This is a genomic window from Silvibacterium bohemicum (genome assembly GCF_001006305.1).
Lineage (GTDB): Bacteria > Acidobacteriota > Terriglobia > Terriglobales > Acidobacteriaceae > Silvibacterium > Silvibacterium bohemicum.
This window is the reverse complement of sequence record NZ_LBHJ01000019.1, coordinates 100590-119408: the sequence shown is the minus strand read 5'-3', so window position 1 is coordinate 119408 and position 18819 is coordinate 100590. Positions and strand designations below refer to the sequence as shown.

The 18819-nt window shown below is 58.4% G+C and carries 14 protein-coding genes and 1 riboswitch; of the genes, 11 read left to right on the top strand and 3 right to left on the bottom strand.

What is annotated here, in order from left to right; translation table 11 throughout:
* Positions 1-28: 28 nt before the first annotated feature.
* Positions 29-865 carry an Mrp/NBP35 family ATP-binding protein gene (locus XX99_RS22030; protein ID WP_050061576.1) on the top strand — a complete coding sequence of 279 codons (837 nt, stop codon included), beginning with the start codon at positions 29-31 and terminating at the stop codon, positions 863-865.
* Positions 866-1528: 663 nt separating this feature from the next.
* Here XX99_RS22030 and XX99_RS22025 read toward each other — a convergent pair.
* The 3 genes from XX99_RS22025 to XX99_RS22015 form a co-directional block, all read right to left on the bottom strand.
* A complete protein-coding gene (locus tag XX99_RS22025) occupies positions 1529-2959 on the bottom strand; it encodes a DUF1501 domain-containing protein (protein WP_197081931.1) in 1431 nt (476 codons plus the stop codon).
* A 9-nt stretch (positions 2960-2968) separates the two neighbouring features.
* Positions 2969-5812 (bottom strand): DUF1800 family protein, encoded by a 2844-nt coding sequence (locus tag XX99_RS27840; protein WP_197081930.1) that lies wholly within the window; start codon positions 5810-5812, stop codon positions 2969-2971.
* Between the two features lie 324 nt (positions 5813-6136).
* Positions 6137-7396, bottom strand: coding sequence for a tagaturonate epimerase family protein (locus tag XX99_RS22015; protein ID WP_050061785.1), 1260 nt, complete (start codon positions 7394-7396; stop codon positions 6137-6139).
* A gap of 159 nt (positions 7397-7555) precedes the next feature.
* Here XX99_RS22015 and XX99_RS22010 point away from each other — a divergent pair, with 159 nt between their 5' ends.
* The 10 genes from XX99_RS22010 (at position 7556) to cobF (ending at position 18810) form a co-directional block, all read left to right on the top strand.
* Positions 7556-8323, top strand: a complete 768-nt coding sequence (locus tag XX99_RS22010; protein WP_050061573.1) for a FadR/GntR family transcriptional regulator — start codon at positions 7556-7558, stop codon at positions 8321-8323.
* A gap of 302 nt (positions 8324-8625) precedes the next feature.
* A complete protein-coding gene (locus tag XX99_RS22005) occupies positions 8626-11001 on the top strand; it encodes a diguanylate cyclase domain-containing protein (RefSeq protein ID WP_050061572.1) in 2376 nt (791 codons plus the stop codon).
* A gap of 95 nt (positions 11002-11096) precedes the next feature.
* Positions 11097-11290: riboswitch (cobalamin riboswitch) on the top strand.
* A 107-nt stretch (positions 11291-11397) separates the two neighbouring features.
* Positions 11398-12687 carry a precorrin-3B synthase gene (gene cobG / locus XX99_RS22000; RefSeq protein WP_050061571.1) on the top strand — a complete coding sequence of 430 codons (1290 nt, stop codon included), beginning with the start codon at positions 11398-11400 and terminating at the stop codon, positions 12685-12687.
* Positions 12654-13316 carry a precorrin-8X methylmutase gene (locus XX99_RS21995; protein WP_231581559.1) on the top strand — a complete coding sequence of 221 codons (663 nt, stop codon included), beginning with the start codon at positions 12654-12656 and terminating at the stop codon, positions 13314-13316. Before cobG ends, XX99_RS21995 begins: the two co-directional genes overlap by 34 nt.
* Complete coding sequence (locus XX99_RS21990; protein ID WP_050061570.1) at positions 13313-14824, top strand: precorrin-2 C(20)-methyltransferase; 1512 nt, start codon at positions 13313-13315, stop codon at positions 14822-14824. Before XX99_RS21995 ends, XX99_RS21990 begins: the two co-directional genes overlap by 4 nt.
* A 4-nt stretch (positions 14825-14828) precedes the next feature.
* Positions 14829-16073 carry a bifunctional cobalt-precorrin-7 (C(5))-methyltransferase/cobalt-precorrin-6B (C(15))-methyltransferase gene (locus tag XX99_RS21985; RefSeq protein ID WP_050061783.1) on the top strand — a complete coding sequence of 415 codons (1245 nt, stop codon included), beginning with the start codon at positions 14829-14831 and terminating at the stop codon, positions 16071-16073.
* Positions 16070-16435 carry a cobalamin biosynthesis protein gene (locus XX99_RS21980; protein WP_050061569.1) on the top strand — a complete coding sequence of 122 codons (366 nt, stop codon included), beginning with the start codon at positions 16070-16072 and terminating at the stop codon, positions 16433-16435. The genes XX99_RS21985 and XX99_RS21980 overlap by 4 nt, the downstream gene beginning before the upstream one ends.
* Positions 16432-17178, top strand: a complete 747-nt coding sequence (gene cobM / locus XX99_RS21975; protein ID WP_050061568.1) for a precorrin-4 C(11)-methyltransferase — start codon at positions 16432-16434, stop codon at positions 17176-17178. Before XX99_RS21980 ends, cobM begins: the two co-directional genes overlap by 4 nt.
* Positions 17179-17202: 24 nt before the next feature.
* Positions 17203-18018 carry a cobalt-precorrin-6A reductase gene (locus tag XX99_RS21970; RefSeq protein WP_082125830.1) on the top strand — a complete coding sequence of 272 codons (816 nt, stop codon included), beginning with the start codon at positions 17203-17205 and terminating at the stop codon, positions 18016-18018.
* A gap of 18 nt (positions 18019-18036) precedes the next feature.
* The gene (cobF, locus tag XX99_RS21965; RefSeq protein ID WP_050061567.1) at positions 18037-18810 is read left to right on the top strand and encodes a precorrin-6A synthase (deacetylating); all 774 of its coding nucleotides are present in this window, start codon (positions 18037-18039) and stop codon (positions 18808-18810) included.
* The last annotated feature ends 9 nt before the right edge of the window (positions 18811-18819 follow it).

Here is an 18819-nt window from a genome sequence, read left to right as displayed (position 1 = left end):
AGCTCAATAAGAGAACAGGAGTAGCAGTATGGCACATGGACACGCACCACAACCTCCCGCACCGACTTCATTGCCGGGCGTGGCAAACATCGTAGCCGTTGGATCGGGCAAGGGCGGAGTCGGTAAGACCACGCTGTCGGTCAACCTGGCCGTCGCCCTGGCCAAGCTGGGCTTTCGCGTCGGGTTGATCGATGCCGACATCTACGGCCCCAACGTGCCACTGATGCTGGGCACGAGCAAACAGCCGCGCATCCTCGAAGGCAACCAGATCGAGCCCAACGTCGCGCATGGAGTGAAGGTGATCTCGATGGGATTCATCTCTCCCAGCGACAAGCCTATGGTCATGCGCGGACCCATGCTGCACCAGATCATCCGGCAGTTCCTGCAGCAGGTGCAATGGGGTGAGCTGGATTTCCTGCTCATTGACCTGCCTCCGGGAACAGGCGATGTGGTCATCTCGCTGGTGCAGACGGTTCCTTTGACCGGAGCCGTGGTGGTTTCGACTCCCTCCGATGTGGCGCTGCAGGATGCACGCAAGGCGTTGGAGATGTTCCACCAGGTCAACGTGGAGATTCTCGGCCTGGTCGAAAACATGAGTCACTTCACCTGCCCGCACTGCCATCAGGAGATCGACATCTTCTCGAAGGGCGGAACCGAGCGGACGGCAAAGCAGTTTGGATTGAATTTTTTCGGCTCGATCGAGCTCGATCCCGAGATCCGGCAGGGCGGCGACACCGGTCTGCCGATAGCACTGGCCGGTCCCGACTCTCCCAAGGCCGCACAGTTCTACGCCATCGCGAGGCAGGTTGCGGAGAAGGCCCAGGCGCAATCGGCCAAGGTCGAAGACATCTTCGAAATCAGTTAGCGGTATAGCGTTCCAATTTTCTATTTCCAAAAGATAAACCGCCGATGGGTAAATAATTAACCCATCGGCGGTTTATTTTTAACCCATCAAGGTCTTCGCCGGACCATGCGCCGATCCAACTCACGAAATACATCTCTAAATACAGGGTTTTGCGGAGCAAAAGATGCCGCTGCGGTTTGGCATCTCAGTTGCACTATCGACGGATGTACGGGCGATTAAATCCACCGATCAGAGAGCACAGATGTCCGATACCCAGATGCCATTTCCCCCCAGATCCAGCGCAGCCCCAGTCAAAAGATCCGGCCCCGCTAAGATCGTATCCATTTCTTCGAAGAAAATGAGCGCGCGGCCCTTGGGCGCGATGAAGCTGGTTCCCACCAAACCTTCTGCTGGCAATCGAATCGAGACCGGCCGCTCTCAACCGGGATCTAGCCAAAGCTAAATTCCGCAAATTTTGGATAATTGTGTTTCGTTGTTGCAGCGCTTACTCTGCCTTGTTCCCTCGTTGGAATACCGCACCAAACCCTTGCACTAAAATTTAGTCAGAGGACAGCGCGGCCCACATAGAGGCCGCCTTTCCATTTTCAATGCAGGTCGACACATGACTGCAGGCCGAATAGCGGAAGAGTGCTCGATGTTGTTGCTCTGGGTAGAGCCGCCAACTCAGCTCATGAAGCCCATATAAGCGTTCGATCCGAAATTGATGAAATTCGGAAATACTTCTTTGACCTGGCCATCCGAAAGCCCGAACCAGCGTGCGAGTGTTCCCGCATACTGCTCGACGCCTGTAGTCGGGATGAGCCGGCCCGCGCCCGTATCGTTGGCCTGATTCGACCCGATCACCGGATACTGACCGTACATATCCTGTCCATTGACCGCGCCGCCGACAACGAAGTGGTGGCTTCCCCAGCCGTGGTCAGTCCCATTGCTATTGGCCGTCAGAGTTCGGCCAAAGTCGGAAGTGGTAAAGGTTGTCACTTGATTGCCGAGACCTGCGGCGATCATCAGGCCGTCGAAATATTCGAGCGCCTGGCCGAGCTGCGTGAGCAGGCGTGCATGCTGTGGCGCCTGATTCTCGTGCATATCGAAGCCGTCGAGCTCCACATAAAAGATCTGCCTGCTGACGCCGAGGCCGCTTCTTCCTCCGATGACCCGTGCCACCGTTTGCAGCGACGCTGCGAGGCCATTGTTGGTCAGGACGTTGGTGATGGGATCGAGGTATTGCGGTGGGTTTGGCACGCCGCCAGCACCGGCGGGCAGCATCGAGCTGGAGAGGCTGGCCTGCGCGGCGATCGAGCGGTTAATCATCACGCCGTATTCCTTGGCGAAGAGATTGGTCTCGTCTGCGCTCAAGATGGAAGCGAGCGCATTTGATCCGGCCTGCTGTCCGAAGAGCGGCTGCGCGAGACCGGCGATCGGCACGGGGCCCGCCGGAGTTACATTCAGCTGATAAGAAGTTATGCCGGAGAGAAAGAGAGCAACTCCCGCGGTCGAGATACAGGTGAACGCCGGGCTCGCATTCGATGACGCGATCAGGTCGGCCATCGCGCCACCCCATCCGGTGTGGACGGCGCTGCCTCCCGTGGCCGAGATAGCCTGCCATGCGGCCGTCTGATCGAAGTGCGAATACAGCGAAGCCGGCAAAGGAGCAGATCCAGCGACGACCTGAGTTTTGCTGACGGGCTCGATGAGTGTGCCCGTGTTCGCAATAACCGCGGCGCGGCCAGCATTGAATAAATTCTGCACGCCAGTCAGATAAGGATTGAGCGCGAAGGTGCGGCCGGTCTGCGGTGTCTTCAGCACGATCGGCAGCAAGTCACTCTGGCTGTAGGCGAGGCCGGGCGCGCCGGAGCGTGCCGTCGTAAACGCGCTGAACGAATCGGGGTCGGTTGCGATTACCGTTCCGTGGCCATCGTTGCCGCCTTGCAAGAAGATGCAGACCAGAGCGCGGTAATCGGTAGGGCTGCTCTGCTGGGCCATGGCGGCAACCGAGTTCAGCTCAATGAGAAAAGGGCTGACCGAAAGCCCAGCCATCGATGCCATCGACGCGGTGCGAAGAAATTGACGCCGGGATAACTCATGCTTGTTCATCATCGTCTCCCTTTAAAACTGCGCCGCATAGGCCGGCGATGCCATGGTGAGATAAATTGCCGTCTGCACGCGGCTCAAGAGGGCGGCGTTGATCGCATTCTCATCTCCCGAAGGTATGGGGATGGAAGCGACGGCAGATAGAATCTGGCTGCGCAGTGTGCTGTCCATCTCTCCGGCCATCAACAGCAGATTGATGCGGTCGAGCAGCTGATCGGGAGTCGCAGCCAGGCCCATCTCAGTCGAGTAGTAAGAAAAGACGTCGGGACCGAAGTTATAGCCTGCGCCAATCGCACTCTGCATGTAGTTCAGATAGCCGACCACCGTCGACACATCCGTCATCTCCATTTCAGGCGCCGTTAATCCGGCCTGCTCGATGCTGGTGCCGGGAGGCACGTAGCCCGGAGCAAACCAGTTGAAGACAGTTGGCGAGCGCAGCGTCATCTCACCCAGCGCATAGATCGGATCTTCAGTAGTGCGCAGGTTGAACGATCCGGTTCGAGATTGCGCAGTAAATGCACGCGCCCACTCCGTGTAACGAACCATAGCCTCGCGCACCTTGCCATATTGAGGATTGCTGCTGGCCGCTGCCGAGCCTCGAGCTTCTTCATCGAGGAGAATCGCTTGAAGAACCGCCTGCATATCGCCGCGAACGCCCTGGCCGTCATCCTGAAATACCGCAGCAACACGGCTCACGTACGCGGGGCTGGGATTGCTCGTGACCAAATGCTGGATCAGCTGCCTGCAAAAGAAAGGCGGAAGGTTCGGATGATTGAAGAGCGTATCGAGCGCGACCTTCAGATCGCCCAGAGGATCGGCATTCGTGTTCGCCGGAATGGTGCCGCCGAGGAAATCTTTTTCATCCGTCGAATGGTGGTTGGGGAAGCTCTGCATCGGCAGGATATCTTCGCCGAATCCGGGCCCGACATAAACGCAGCAGTTCGACCATGCATTGTCGCTTTGGTCGCCGGGGATATTCCAGCTGAAACCCGTAAATACTTTCGCCAATCCCATGACATCTGTATTCGAGTAAGTCGGGATCGGCTGACCCGTGCCGTCGAGCTTCTGCGTGCCATCCGGATTGAGTTGATAGAGACCGATAGTGAAGAGCTGCATTACCTCGCGTGCGTAATTCTCATCCGGATCGCGCGTAGCATCCCCTTTGTCGTTTCCCTGCATGGACAGAAACATGCCCATCATCGGATTCAATGTCACATCCTGCAGAAGCTGGCGGAAGTTGCCGAAGGCGTCGGCTCCGAGAACGTCGTAATAGTTGGCCATCCCTCGCGGCATGGCCGCGACTCCGGGATTGGTGCTCGCAATCACGAACAACTGTGAGAGCGCATAGGTCACGCGTTGCCGCAATTGATCTTGTCCAGTCAAGGCCTGCTGCCAGAAGCTCTGCTGCCAATAGTTCTCGTCGGATGCGTTGTCAACAAAGAGTGACGCATTGCACTGTATGTCTCCGGCGTTGCATGGCGGGTTATACAAAGCGAGTGCCTGATCGACGAAGGGCTCATGCAATGTGGCCGGGGTGTTGAATTGCTCGCCGAGCCATGCGGGAAATCCGATCGTCGACAAGTGATGGATATCGGCGTCGGTCGCACCAAAGGTCGCCTGGGCCAGAAAACGAGAGGCGTCTTGGGGCGACACCAATTGCACCGGCAGAGTGCCGTTCACCTGCGCGATCAGGTCGGTGGAAGCCGCAGGTCCGGGGCTCGGATTCAAGACCTGGAGATCGAGATTGCCGGGATTGGGAGCGGTGAAACTCGCAGTCAGTTGTCCGCCGCTGTTGAACGTCGTCGATACCGCCGCACCGTTGACCAGGGCCTGCGCACCATTGATGAAGTTGCTGCCCGCGAGGACTACGGTGTTTGTTCCGGCATTGAATGCCATGGGCGTCGCTGACACAAGAATGGGGATCGGATTCATTACGCTGATATTCTGCGAGGCCGACACCTTGCGATTGTCTACGCTAATCGCAGTCAGCTGAACAGTGTTACTCGGGCTTGGCACTATGGCCGGAGCGGTATAAGTTACGCTGCCGTCGGCATTCGATACTACAGTGCCAATCTGCGCATTGCCTCCGGCAATTCCATTGGCGGTCAGGGTCACGCCCGTGTTGTTGGTGCCGTTCACCATCAGTCCGATGGTGAGCGGATTGCTGACGCGTACGCTGGTGCCGTTCGTGGTTTGCCACGTAAGCACTACCTGGCCGGGCCCTACCTGCTCCGAGATCGTAGCGGCATTGGCCGAGCCCGGATCGGGATTGCTGACGGTCAGCGGATATGTGCCGGGAGTGGGCGCAGCGATCGTGGCTGCCAATTGAGAATCCGAGACCAGCGTGGTTGGAACAGGTACTCCGTTCCACACAATCTGTGCGCCATAGACGAACTCCGACCCACTGATGGTGATCAGCGTCGTTCCTTCGGTGAGAGCGGTAGGTGTAACCGTCTTGATGATCGGAATCGGATTGAGGACACTGATGACCGCCGACCCCGGCTTGTCGTCGGGAAAGTCTGTGGCCAGGCTGGTGATAGTTACTGCGTTATTCGGAGTGGGAACACTACCCGGCGCGGTATACAAACCATTGGCGTCGATAGTTCCCAGCTGTGCATTGCCGCCCTGGACTCCATTAACCCAATAGGTGATTGGAGAGCCGGTGAGCTTCGACTGGTTGTTTATTTGCAGCGTCTGCCCAACGCGGACTGAGCTGCTTGGCGCAGAGATGGCCGAGGCTGCACCGTTGTTGGTCAAACCAACTCCGCATCCTGTGATGGCCCATGCGGCGAAGATCGTCGGAATACCGCACACCATCGCGCGGATAAAAAGTTGAGAGTACTTCAGTCTCCGCAGCATACCTACTCCGCATCGGTGTCAAATGGCTCTATGTTGAAGGGTTGGAACGAGGCATTAACATCGGCACTTTTCAGGGGAGTGCCAGTACTTCTTCGGTTCGCGGCCTACAACGAAAGTTGCAGATTGCCGAGAATCGGGCATTGCGCGAAAACCGCAGATTGAAATAAAGGGCAGTGCGAAGGGGTAGGACCGGGTGAGCTCCGATGGCACATCAGTGGTCTAGCCACGGTGCGAGTCATGGACTTTTGTGCAGCATGGCCTTGTCGGTGCGGCGAGAGAAAGATGGCTCCCGGCATGACCAATGACGCGGGAGCCGTCGTTTCTTTAGATGGAGCGCTGCCCAAGAAAGACAGGCGCAATGTGACGCTGATACAGATTCTCCGTCACATTTTTTGCAATGATGGCTTCATTGGCCTCAAGCAGGTCGAGGTAACGGTGGCCCATCTTTGCCGCGATCTTGAAGCCCACATGCAGTAGCTGTCGCAGGCTGCTGTTGTAAGCCGGTGATCCCGGAACATGGCGCAAGGCCGAAGTATATTGTTCCGACGTCCACACGGCTACCTCCTGCGGAGAGGGCAGTTTCGTCGGGTCGATATCGATCACAGTGGCGTAGGGCGCGCATAGCTCGTCCGCGTGAGCGAAGGCCTCCGCGTAGATCTGTTTCGCGAGCGCCAGGCCGTCGCCGTCCGCTTCGGCAAGACCAATCAGTTCTTCGAGCCACGTAGTTCCAGCAGTTTTGAGATGTACGCCTGCGTCAAACCGCCGCATGGTGGCGTGAATTGCGGGATAGATGGAAAACTTATCGCTGCCGGAGTGCACGCTGAGCTTCAGATTATCCGGAAGTCCATATTGGCGGACCGCATACGCAATTGCCGCCACGTCGAGCGCCATCTCCTTCTCGAACTGTGCCACGTCGCCGACATAATCCACGCCCTTGTTGAAGCGGCCGCTGAATTTAGGCGCGATGGTCTGAATCGGTATCCCTTCATCCGCAATGGCAGCGAGGATAATGAGCAACTCGACCGGGCTCTGCGCACGATCCGTCTCGTCCATCGAGATTTCGGGGATGAAGTTGCCGGCGCCCTTCGCGCTTTCGATCTTGCGATAGACCTTTCCAGCCTGTTTGACTGCAGCCAGAAATTTCTCCGCAGTATTTTTCAGGTGTTCTGCGGTGATGCCGAACGCCTCATCGATGCCGCTCAATTGGATCTTCCCCAGGAGCTCCGGATGACGGTTCACAAATTGGTCGATATCGCTTGCGGGCGCGTGTTGGCCAATCGCATCGGCCACATCGATGGTGTAGAAATCGCAAGGCGCGAGAAAACGGTCGACCGTCTGCAGCGTAATGTGGTCGGCGTCACAGAAGTAAGGCTTCTCCCAATGCAGTGCCTTCACCGCAGCGTCGGCTGCCTGTCGCGTCGATGTAGGCTCGGAGCCGATGATGGTGTGCTCGCGGTTGGATTTGTTCCATACCGGCGTCACCTCGACGCCCTGCTGCGAGGCCAGCAGACATGCCTGCAGCTGTGCTTTGGCCTGATGTGCGAACCGATCGCCGGTTCCAACGGAGTATTTATTCAACCGCAATGCCGTGGCTCCTGGGACGCCGCTGTGCGCGGCGGTCTGACCACTAGGATACACGCTCGGGATGGTCAAAGGACCGGCTAGAATTTCTTCCGACCGAAAAAAACCAGTGCTAAGCTCGTTCTTTCCGGTTCCAGCAAGAATTGAAGGAGCTTGCTCAAAATGCCCGGGCAAAAACAGGATGTCAGCGATACTCACCGGACCATGCAGGTGGTGAACCACATCACCTCCCTCATTGAAAACGGCTCCCTTCAGCCGGGCGACAAAATTCCGCCCGAACGTGAATTCGCACGCGCGCTCAAGATCAGCCGGGCCAGTCTTCGCACCGGCATCGGCTACCTTGCCGCGATGGGAGTGATGAAAGTCCGGCACGGAGTGGGAACCTTCGTCGCTGAAGGTCCGGCGCAATTTGGGAAGTCGTCTTTCTCGCTCATGGGCGCCCTGCATGGCTTCCAGCCGTGGCAGATGTTTGAGGCGCGCGTCATCCTGGAAAGCAATCTGGCGGCGCTTGCGGCGGAACGCGGCAGGGAAGAGCATCACACCGCGCTCGCGGAAGAAGTGGCCGAGATGTATGCCGCGGTCGACGCGCCGTCCGAGTACCTCATCCATGATGTGCTCTTTCATCGCATTATCGCGCAGGCATCCGGCAATCCGATTCTCGCTGCACTCATGGAAACGATAACCTCTGCCATGTATGAGAAGCGGCGCAAGACCGCCGAGCGCTCACGCGATCTGCGCGAATCCGCAGAGATGCACCGTGAGATCTATCGCGCCATTCGCACGCGCAAGCCGGAGGAGGCGCGTAGCGCCATGGAACAGCATTTGCGCATGGCCGAAACCGCTCAGGGACTGGAGCGCCCCGCGTCGAAGCAGAACGGGCAGGGCGTGGCCAAGCGAAGAAACAGCCCGCATAAGACGACCTCGGCCTGAGATCTCTTCGCATCCCGGCGAGGGAAGAGTCCTCGCAGTGGTTAGACCACCAAGGCGCGCACCGCGGCAATTCCCGTTATCTCAAAGAACGCAGATGGATGGAGCAGCTAGGCCACTCGGCATAGTGTTTTTCTGCGATCCACCCAAGCGTGCCAGCCAAAATGCCAGTCGGGATCGTTCGAGCATCCAGCAAAGGGCAATTTGAGGGGGTTTTCTCCAAAAAGCACGTAGAATTCTGGTCTCGCCAGCCGATAGAGATGCTTGGAGAACGTTTATCCCACGGGTTGCGAGCGAGGCTGCAAATGCGGAAGTTCTCTGTTTTGGGGAAAGAAGCATCGCATCGACCGCCTGTAGTTTTCTCCATCCGACTGGCGATGATCGCCCACCTGGCGCTTCTCGCCGCCTTAGCCTTCGGGCAAAGCACCCCGGTTGTGATGCCTTCCGTCCAGCTGACCCGCGCCTCTGAGATCCATGAACTGCCGCCCGATCAGGCTTCCCGCGGCAAAGTGCATTTGGTGGGGACGGTCACATACTATGACCCGCTCGACTACGATCTCTTTGTCCAGGATGCAAGCGGCGGCGTCTTCGTAGCTACCACACACCCTTACCCGATCCACAATGGTGACCTGGTAGAGATCACCGGCGTCACTCATCAAGGCTATCGCACGGAAATAGCACCCGACCCCAGCATCCGCGCGATCGGACGCGGGCAGAAATTTACCGCACGCCGCTATGAATATGCGGAATTGGCTACGGGCAAGGAAGATTCTCAGCTCGTCACCATCCGAGGCAAGGTTCGTGCTTTGGATATCGAGCAGCACGAAAATGCTTCCTACATGCACCTGGACGTAGGGCTGGCCGGCGGCGAAGTCGAGGTCTACCTGGGATCTTCCGCCGGCTTCGATCCTAAGTCGGCGCTGGGCTCTCTGGTTGAGATTACTGCCGTCGCCGGCGGCGTCTTCGATGCCAAAACGCAGCTCACCGGGATTGTGCTCTACGCGCCGGACGCCTCGGCAATCCATCGTCTCAGCTCATCGAAGGTCGACCTCGATCAGCTTCCGTTGACTGACATCGACAAGGTCTTTGAGGCTCAAAGGATCGACGATACTTCGCGCCGGGTAAGAGTGCGCGGCGCTGTTACGTATTATCGCAAGGGCGACGCAGCGGTTCTGGAGGGAGATGGCAAAAGCATCTTCGTTCAGACGAGGGAGACGAACGACCTTGCCATTGGCGACGTCGTCGACGCCTATGGGCTGCCTAGCAATCGCGATTACGCTCCGAGTCTTCGCCAGGCGATCCTGATCAAGACGGGCGGCCACGAGCAGATCGAACCCAGGGCGGTCAGCTACGCAGACGCATTCAGCGGCATCTATAGCGACAACCTGATTTCGCTCTCTGGAGTCCTTGTCTCCCAGTTACGAGATAGCGGAACAAACACCCTGGTGATGAATATCGACGGGCATCTGGTGAACGGGTCTCTGCGCGGCAAGACCTCGCTGCCGACGTTCCCCATCGGGAGCCGCATACGCATTGCCGGCATCTGCCGAATCGTCCCGGGAGGCCCGTGGCGGGCGCCGGTCCTCTTTCATCTGGAGATGCGCGATGCCTCCGACATTCAGGTGCTCTCCGAACCCTCCTGGTGGACGGTCGGCCACCTCTTCGGACTCGTGGGCGCACTCCTGGTGTTGGCACTGGTGATCACGGTGTGGGCGGTCATGCTGCGAAAACAGGTAGGCCGCCAGACCGATCGCATCAACCGTTCGATGGTTTTGGCCGGGGAGCGCAGCAGGATTCTTGAAAAGATCAGCTCGAACCACAATCTTGACGCAATTCTCGCGGAGATATGCAAATCGGTGATGGTGTTGCTTCCGGGATTCGCATGCTCCTACTGCCTCACACCGGAGGCCGAACCGGCCAAGGGTGTCGACGAGCGAACCGGCGGCGCCGATGAGCTCACTTATTTCGAGCTGCCGCTTCTTGGCGGTGTCAGCAATGCGATCGGCAAAGTCGTCGTATCGGGGCCGCGCGATCTTGTTCCTGCCGAGGACCAGCAGGAGGTGTACGCGACGCTGTCGGAGCTGGCGACCCTCGCAGTGGAGCGACTGCAGCTCCACCAGCAGCTAGTTCATCACTCCACGCACGATCCGCTCACGGAGCTTCCTAACCGGCGCCTCTGCGATAGCAAGCTGCAATCGGCCCTGGAAGACGCGGTGCGCCAGCAAGCACAGCTGGCCATCGTTTACATCGACCTCAATGGGTTCAAACAAGTCAACGATCGCTATGGTCACAAGATCGGCGATTTATATCTGAAGGAGATCGGCGCTCGCCTTCATGCACAGATGCGTTCCGCGGATACGCTGGCGCGCATTGGCGGCGACGAGTTTCTGGTGATTGCGCCGGTGACCCAATCCACCAGCGCAACCACCCTCATGAAGCGCCTGCAGGCTTGCTTCGATCCGCCATTCCAGTTGGATGAGCATCGGGTCGAAGGATCGGCAAGCTTTGGTCTCGCCCTCTATCCGCAAGACGGAAACACGGCTGAAGAGCTGAAGCGCAACGCCGACCAGTCGATGTATCGCGCCAAGCGCAAGGCTGCCGAAATGCCGGAGGCCGCAAGCCGCACGGGAACCTCCGGGCGAGTTCTCCCCATGCCGCTTGCTCAAGGCACCGATCTGTAACAGGTGCGCATCGATTGCCGCCGCGCGAAGGAACTTGGGCCAGATCCACTGATCCTCGCCTGTCTCGCCGCGTTGATATCGATATTCAACTCCCCTATACTGAAGATGCTTCCGGTGTCTGCTTCTCGCGAACAGACAGAAAAGGGAATCCGGTGAAGTCCGGAACTGCCCCGCAGCGGTAAGCAGGAACGAAAGCCCCGAACAAGGCACTGGTTCTGCAAAGGACTGGAAAGCCGGGGCGAGTAGGCAGCCTGCAAGTCCGAAGACCTGCCGTAAGCAATGTCCCAATGGGCATAAATCGCACGCGCCTCCGAGGGGAAGGTCGAGTGATTGCAGCTTTTGTGCCTGCGCTGCACTCTCCGACCCGGCCATTCGAGACAGAAAGACGTTCCCTAGATGAGAGTCGGCGACAGTTTTTGCCCAGGAATTCTCCATGCCGTTCCTGCGAAAGACGGTCTGCTGCTTCGCATCCGAATCCCCGGTGGGTTGATCGATGCAAGCCAGCTGCGCGCGATTGCCAGGATTGCAGAGACTCTCTCTGATAGACAAGTTGAGATCACCTCCCGCGCCAACGTCCAGCTGCGAGGAATGCAGCAAAAGGATCTCAATCACGCGGTCGAGGGCCTCGAATCCGCGGGCATGTTGCCCTCGCGAGCGCATGATCGAGTCCGCAATATCATTGCCAGTCCTTTCGCCGGTATAGACGGCGACGAATTATTGGACACATCGCCCCTGGTGCGCGAACTGGACGCTCGTTTGTCTGCAGATCCCATGCTGGCGGAGCTTCATCCCAAGTTCAGCATGTCGCTCGACGGGGGCGGGAAGTGGTACAGCCGCGAGCTCGACGACCTCGCACTGCGGGCGGTGACGAGCGGGGGCGAACCTCATTTTCATCTTGCTGTTGGCGGCTTGCCTGCGGGGCTGAGCGTGGCCAGCGATCAGGCGATCGATTGCATGATCGAAGCGGCGAAGCTCTGTCTTCAAATTTCGAAACAATTCGAACTACCGGTTCGCGCCAAGCGAATCGCCGCCGTTCCGGAAGCATGGGAGCGAATGCTTGAAGGCCTCTCCGCATTCATGCAGCCATATGTACCGGAGAAGCAGGTCATCGCCGAACAAGTCATTGCCGAACAAGACTGGCCGATCGGCGTCCACGCAACGCGGCAAGCTGGAGTCGTGAGCGTCGTCCCCTCGATCCCGCTGGGAAGATTGAATGCGCAACAGGCGCAGTTGCTCGCCGCAATCGCGAACGAGTGCGGCGCGAGTTTGCGATTAGCTCCATGGCGCGGCATCGTCCTCGGCGCCATTGCTTCAAAAGATGTATCCAATATCAGCCGGCAACTGGAAGACGCAGGCCTTTCGCTCGACGGACGAGACGGCTATCGCGGCCTTTCTGCCTGTGCCGGGCTTGGCTGCGATGCGTCATTCGCGGATGTCAGAGCGGATGCGATGTTGCTTGCGCAGAATCTCGCCGGCCGTGAAACGGGGCCGGGCTGGTCGGTGAACATTTCGGGATGCGAAAAACAGTGCGCCATGCGAAACGGCGCGACGGCCGAGCTGATTGCGAATGAATCGGGCTACTCTTTGAAACTCCGCGGGACCACCGTCGCATTGCACTGCGATGCTAAGAACGCGATTGAAGCTGTCGCTGCATGCCACGCACAGCTCGAGGCTACAACTCATTGATGAAGATGAATTACAAGAAAGATGCGGCTGCAATCTATCGCGAGTCGTTTTCCATTATCAGGGCTGAAGCGGACTTATCGGCCTTTCCGCAGGATCTCGCCCGCGTCGTGGTGCGCATGATTCACGCGTGTGGAATGACCGATCTCCCGCAGTATGTAGCGGCCTCTTCTGGAGCTGCAGAGATCGGCTTCCGGGCCCTTCGCGACGGCGCAACCATTCTTTGCGACGCTAAGATGGTGGCCAACGGCGTCACTCGGTCCAGGTTGAGTGCGGACAATGAAGTGCTCTGCACGCTGGGCGATCCTCGCACCGCGGAATTAGCCGAGAAGCTTCAGACGACGCGAAGCGCCGCAGCCGTAGAGTTGTGGCGTGACAAGCTGGAAGGCTCAGTGGTTGTGATCGGCAACGCGCCAACGGCACTCTTCCACCTGCTCGAAATGCTGGAGGGACACGTATCGCGCCCGGCGCTCATCATCGGAGTTCCCGTAGGCTTTGTCGGAGCCGCGGAATCGAAAGAGGCTCTTATCGCGAATCGCTTGAACCTTCCGTATCTAACCATTCGCGGCCGCCGCGGCGGAAGCGCCATCGCTGCCGCCGCGGTCAATGCGCTTGCCAGTGAGGAAGAATGATCGAAGCGCAAATGATAGGCCGATTGTTTGGAGTAGGACTGGGTCCTGGCGACCCTGAGTTGGTGACGCTCAAAGCTCTTCGAGCGGTCCGGCAAGCGGATGTGATCGCGTATCCGACGACGAAGCTTGGACAGAGCAACGCGCGCTCCATCGTGAGCGCGGAGCTGACGAGCGAGCAGATCGAATTGCCTATGATGTATCCCGTGACCACGGAGCTCACCGATCATCCCGGCGGCTACGAAGGCGCGATGTCCGGCTTCTATGACGAGATGGCGAAACAGATCGCTGCTCATCTGGAGAGCGGCCGAAACGTGGCAATCCTCTGCGAGGGTGATCCATTTTTCTACGGATCGTATATGTATCTCCACGATCGGCTCGCTCATCGCTTCGCGACCGAAGTGATCCCCGGAGTTCCTTCGATTATGGCTGCAGCTGCAAGGCTTGGAACTCCGCTGGTAAGGCGAGACACCGAGCTTGTGGTGTTGCCCGCAACTCTTTCTGAAGAAGAATTGGCGGCGCGGCTGAATACGTCAAGCGCCTTTGCAATTATCAAGCTCGGTCGCAACTTTGCGAAGGTTAGAAATGTTCTTGTCCGTTTGGGTCTGGGCGACAAGGCGCTCTTCATCGAGCGAGCCACGATGGCATCGGAGCGAATTCTGAAGTTGAGCGAGGTCGATCCGCTCAACGTCGCGTACTTCTCGCTGATTCTGATTCCGGACTCGCGTGAAAACCACAAGGATCGTGTTGCAAATGGTCCAGGACGAATCACCGTTGTGGGATTGGGCCCAGGCTCTCCGGGATGGATAACTCCGGAGGCTCAGCAGGCGCTCTGCGATGCAACGGACCTCGTTGGATATCACACCTATCTCAATCGCGTTCCTATGCGGCCAGGTCAAGGCCGTCACGGCTCCGATAATAAGGTCGAGGCCGAGCGCGCGCGCCATGCGCTGTCGCTGGCCGAGTCGGGCCGCCGTGTCTGCGTCATTTCGTCCGGTGATCCGGGCATCTTTGCCATGGCATCGGCGGTGTTGGAGTCGGTCGAGCAAGGGCCGTCGGCATGGCGTGCGCTCGACATCCACATCGTTCCTGGCCTGTCGGCGATGCAGGCTGCAGCCTCTCGCGTGGGCGCTCCGTTGGGGCACGATTTCTGCGTGCTCTCGCTCTCCGATCGGTTGAAGCCGTGGGAGATCATCGTCAAGCGCCTGCACGCCGCGGCCTCCGCCGATTTTGCTCTGGCTATCTATAATCCGGTTTCCTCGGAGCGCAAGTGGCAGTTGGCCGAGGCGCAGGCCATTCTCTCCGAATATCGCTCGCCTGAGACGCCGGTGGTGCTGGCGCGCAGCGTAGGCAGAGACGACGAAAAAGTAGTCTTCACGGATCTGGGCAGGCTCGATACGTCGCAGGTCGACATGCAAACATTGGTTCTGGTTGGATCCTCGACAACCCGCCATCTTTCGCTCGCAGACGGCCGCCAGCTCATCTACACTCCGCGAAGCTATGGTGCGTGACTCGATGCAAAACGCCACGCGTGCAACGCTGGAAACCGCAGTCCAGCGCTGGTTGACCATCGTCGGTATTGGCGAAGATGGCTGGGACGGTCTCAACTCTGAGGCAAGGCAAGCGATCGAGTCGGCGGACATCCTCTTCGGTGGCGTGCGTCATCTCGCTCTTGTACCTGCGGGAGCAGCGCCAAGAATAGCGTGGCCATCGCCCATGATGCTTGCTGTGCAGGAGCTTCTGACCAAGCATAGAGGCCAGCAAAATATCGTCGTCTTGGCCAGCGGAGATCCCATGCTCCACGGAGTTGGAGTGACTCTAACCCGCGAGCTGGCGCGGACGGAGTTCCGCGTGATCCCACAGATCTCCGCTTTCTCTCTCGTATGCGCGCGAATGGGCTGGCCTGCGACTGAGACGGGCCTGGTCTCGCTGGTGAATCGCCCCATCGAACAGCTGCATCGCCATCTCTATCCGGATCAGCGAGTCGTGGTTTTTTCTGAAGATGGAGCAACTCCCGCTGCGGTGGCGCGGATGTTGACGAGCCGCGGCTACGGATCGAGCCGCATGTGCGTCTTCGAAAGCCTCGGAGGCACGTCGGAGAAAGTTATTGAAGAGGCCGCACGATCCTGGTCCGCGGAGCGCAGCAGCGATCTGAATGCGATTGCGCTGCTCTGCGCCGCAGATGCGGACAGCATGCCTCTGTCTTTAGTCCCAGGTTTGCCCGAAAGTGTTTTCGAATCCGATGGCCAGCTGACCAAGCGAGAGGTTCGTGCGATCACGCTGGCGCGACTCGCGCCATTACCGGGACAACTGCTGTGGGATGTTGGCGCAGGGTCGGGAACCATCGGCATCGAGTGGATGCGTGTGCATCCTTCCTGCTCCTGCATTGCGTTTGAGGAACGAGCCGAGCGAGCGGAGCGAATTCAAACGAATGCGAAGCACTTGGGCGTACCGGCTCTGAAGGTCGTAATGGGCAGCGCTCCATCGAGCTTTGCTGGAATGAATGTGCCGCACGCGATCTTCATCGGAGGAGGGCTCAGCAAAGATATGTTTGAAGCATGCTGGGATCGACTGGCCAGCGGAGGCCGGCTGGTCGCAAACGCGGTGACTGTAGAGAGCGAAGCCATGCTCTCCAGCTTGCAGAAGTTATATGGCGGTGACTTGACCCGCATCCAGGTAGCTCGCGCCGAGCCGGTGGGCGGCATGCTGGGATGGAGACCGTTCATGCCGATTACGCAGTGGGCGGTGGTGAAGCCATGAGCCGATCTGTTTCGATAGGCATTGGCTGCTCTTCGCGCACGACGGCAGGCGATGTGCTCGACCTTATACGTACCTGCGGAGTAGAACTCGCTCCCGATATCGTTCTCGCAACGCTCGATCGCCACTCAACCATCGCGCAAGCGGTCTCGGAAGAACTAGGACTAAGTTTGAAACTCTTTCCCGCAAACATACTCGCCGAAGTTTCCGGCGTAATTACTCATTCGTCGCTGGCTGCGGAAAAGGTCGGCACCTCCAGCGTCGCTGAGGCCTCGGCCTTGGCTGCTCTCGGTCCGGATGCAAAGCTCACCATGCCGCGCCGGACCGGCCATCTCTGCACCTGTGCCGTGGCGGTGCTGCAATGACCGTTCATTTCATCGGCGCTGGCCCGGGAGCCGCGGATCTGCTCACCCTGCGCGGGCGGGATCTGATTCAGAGATCGCAGGTCTGTCTCTATGCGGGCTCGCTGGTTCCGAAAGAGGTGATTGCCTATGCGCCTCCGGGAGCGAGCGTGATCGATACCGCGGAGATGAACCTCGACGAGATCATCGCGGAGATGGTTGCGGCCAATAAAGACGGCCATGATATCGCTCGCATTCATTCCGGCGACCTGTCGATATGGAGCACCATGGCGGAGCAGATTCGCCGCCTCGCCGAGTTGCGCATCCCCTACGATGTGACGCCGGGTGTTCCTTCCTTCGCTGCCGCAGCAGCGGTTCTAGGGCAGGAGCTGACACTTCCGCATGTGGCGCAAACGCTGATATTGACGCGCACCTCGACCCGTTCGACACCGATGCCCATCGGAGAAGATCTCGCGACGCTGGGAAGATCGGGCGCGACCATGGCCATCCATCTCTCCATCACGAATCTGGACATCGTCACCTCGCAGCTGTTGCCTCTCTATGGAGCGGATTGCCCTGTCGTCGTTGTCTTTCGCGCGACCTGGCCCGATCAGGCAATCCTGCGAGGAACCTTGTCCACCATTCAGGAGATCGTTGCCGCATCCGGCGTGGATCGAAACGCACTCATCCTGGTCGGGAAGTCACTCGGTCAACCTGGATTCGGAGAAAGCTATCTCTATTCGACCGGCAGGGAACGCGACGCGTAACTACGCTCAGGAAAAATGAGAAGTATGCAGAAGCTAAGCGGCGAGGCATCGATAACCGGCAATCGGCTCCCCGCTGCTCCGGAGCAGGCCCACCCACGCGTCCTCATCCTCGGCGGAACAGGAGAAGGCGCCGAGCTTGCCGCTTGCCTCGCAGAGAGACAGGACATAACAGTGGTGTCGTCGCTCGCCGGTCGCGTCGCCGAACCCAGGCTGCCAGAAGGATTGGTCAGGGTCGGAGGTTTCGGCGGTGTCGATGGGCTTGCGCTCTATCTCGTGAATGAAAAGATAGCCGCAGTGATCGATGCAACTCATCCCTTCGCGGCAAGGATTAGCCGAAATGCCGAGGCAGCCTGTACTCGGACAGGAGTGCCGCTGATCCTGTTGGCTCGTCCCGCGTGGAAGAGCATCGAAGGCGATCAATGGCACGAGGTAGCCGACTTCAGAAGCGCGGCTCAGTTTATCGATGCGAAGGACGCGCGTGTTTTTCTTTCCATCGGCCGCCAGGAACTGGAGGCGTTTTCCGACTGCAAAGATACCTGGTTTTTGATTCGCGTCATCGATGAACCCAGCGGGCCGCTTCCGCAAAATCATAAACTGCTCTTCCGGCGAGGTCCATTCAGCTTCGAAGACGAAGTGCAGTTGCTGCGCGATCACTCCATTGACTACGTGGTGTCCAAGAACAGCGGCGGCCCGGCGACCTATTCCAAGATTGAAGCTTGCCGGTCGCTTGGCATCCCCGTAGTGATGATTGGCCGGCCATTCAAGTATGCATCCCAGCCCGTTGAAACGGTCCAGGAGGCAATCGTAGCGCTGGGTCGTATTCTTATAGACAAGTTTTGACCCGGAGATACATCAAGAATGAGGAAGCTCTACATCATCGGCATAGGCGCGGGCGATCCGGAGCACGTCACAATGCAAGCCATCCGAGCCATGAATGCGGTCGATGTGTTCTTCTTCTTGGACAAAGGTGAGAGCAAGAGCGATCTGGTAAAGCTTCGCCAGGAGATATGCGAACGCTATGTCAGCAGACCGTATCGAGTGGTCGAAGCAGTCGACCCCGTTCGCGATCCATCGATAGAGTCTTATACGGAGCGTGTGGAGGCTTGGCATCGACAAAGAGCTCTTCTCTACGAGGCGTTCATCTCAGAAGAATTGGGCGAGGAAGACTGCGGTGCAATTTTAGTGTGGGGAGATCCCTCTCTCTATGACAGCACGCTGAGGATTGTCGAGAAGGTCATCGCGCGAGGCAAGGTCAGCTTTGACTACGAAGTGATTCCGGGAATCACCAGCCTTCAGTCTCTGGCCGCGAGACACAAGATCGTTCTGAACGGCATCGGGGAGTCGGTGAGCATCACAACCGGCCGGCAGTTGGCCGCGAACGGATTACCACCCGAGACGGAAAACAGCGTCATCATGCTCGATGGCAACAACTCTTTCAAGCATCTTCTAGGACAGAATCTCAGCATCTACTGGGGTGCGTACCTGGGAACGGAGAAAGAGATTCTATTGTCCGGGAAACTCGATGATATAGCTGAAACGATCGAGGCAACACGCCGCGAAGCGCGGCAGCGCCATGGTTGGATCATGGACATCTACATGCTGACCAGACCTGCTGTATCGAACCATCGCTGACCGCTCAAA

Coding starts and splice junctions, on each gene's coding strand:
- XX99_RS21985 (WP_050061783.1), top strand. CDS start 14,829: ATGCAAAACGCCACGCGTGCAACGCTGGAAACCGCAGTCCAGCGCTGG.
- XX99_RS22030 (WP_050061576.1), top strand. CDS start 29: ATGGCACATGGACACGCACCACAACCTCCCGCACCGACTTCATTGCCG.
- cobF (WP_050061567.1), top strand. CDS start 18,037: ATGAGGAAGCTCTACATCATCGGCATAGGCGCGGGCGATCCGGAGCAC.
- cobM (WP_050061568.1), top strand. CDS start 16,432: ATGACCGTTCATTTCATCGGCGCTGGCCCGGGAGCCGCGGATCTGCTC.
- XX99_RS21990 (WP_050061570.1), top strand. CDS start 13,313: ATGATCGAAGCGCAAATGATAGGCCGATTGTTTGGAGTAGGACTGGGT.
- XX99_RS22025 (WP_197081931.1), bottom strand. CDS start 2,959: ATGATGAACAAGCATGAGTTATCCCGGCGTCAATTTCTTCGCACCGCG.
- cobG (WP_050061571.1), top strand. CDS start 11,398: ATGAGAGTCGGCGACAGTTTTTGCCCAGGAATTCTCCATGCCGTTCCT.
- XX99_RS22005 (WP_050061572.1), top strand. CDS start 8,626: ATGCGGAAGTTCTCTGTTTTGGGGAAAGAAGCATCGCATCGACCGCCT.
- XX99_RS27840 (WP_197081930.1), bottom strand. CDS start 5,812: ATGCTGCGGAGACTGAAGTACTCTCAACTTTTTATCCGCGCGATGGTG.
- XX99_RS21980 (WP_050061569.1), top strand. CDS start 16,070: ATGAGCCGATCTGTTTCGATAGGCATTGGCTGCTCTTCGCGCACGACG.
- XX99_RS21970 (WP_082125830.1), top strand. CDS start 17,203: ATGCAGAAGCTAAGCGGCGAGGCATCGATAACCGGCAATCGGCTCCCC.
- XX99_RS21995 (WP_231581559.1), top strand. CDS start 12,654: ATGCCACGCACAGCTCGAGGCTACAACTCATTGATGAAGATGAATTAC.
- XX99_RS22010 (WP_050061573.1), top strand. CDS start 7,556: ATGCCCGGGCAAAAACAGGATGTCAGCGATACTCACCGGACCATGCAG.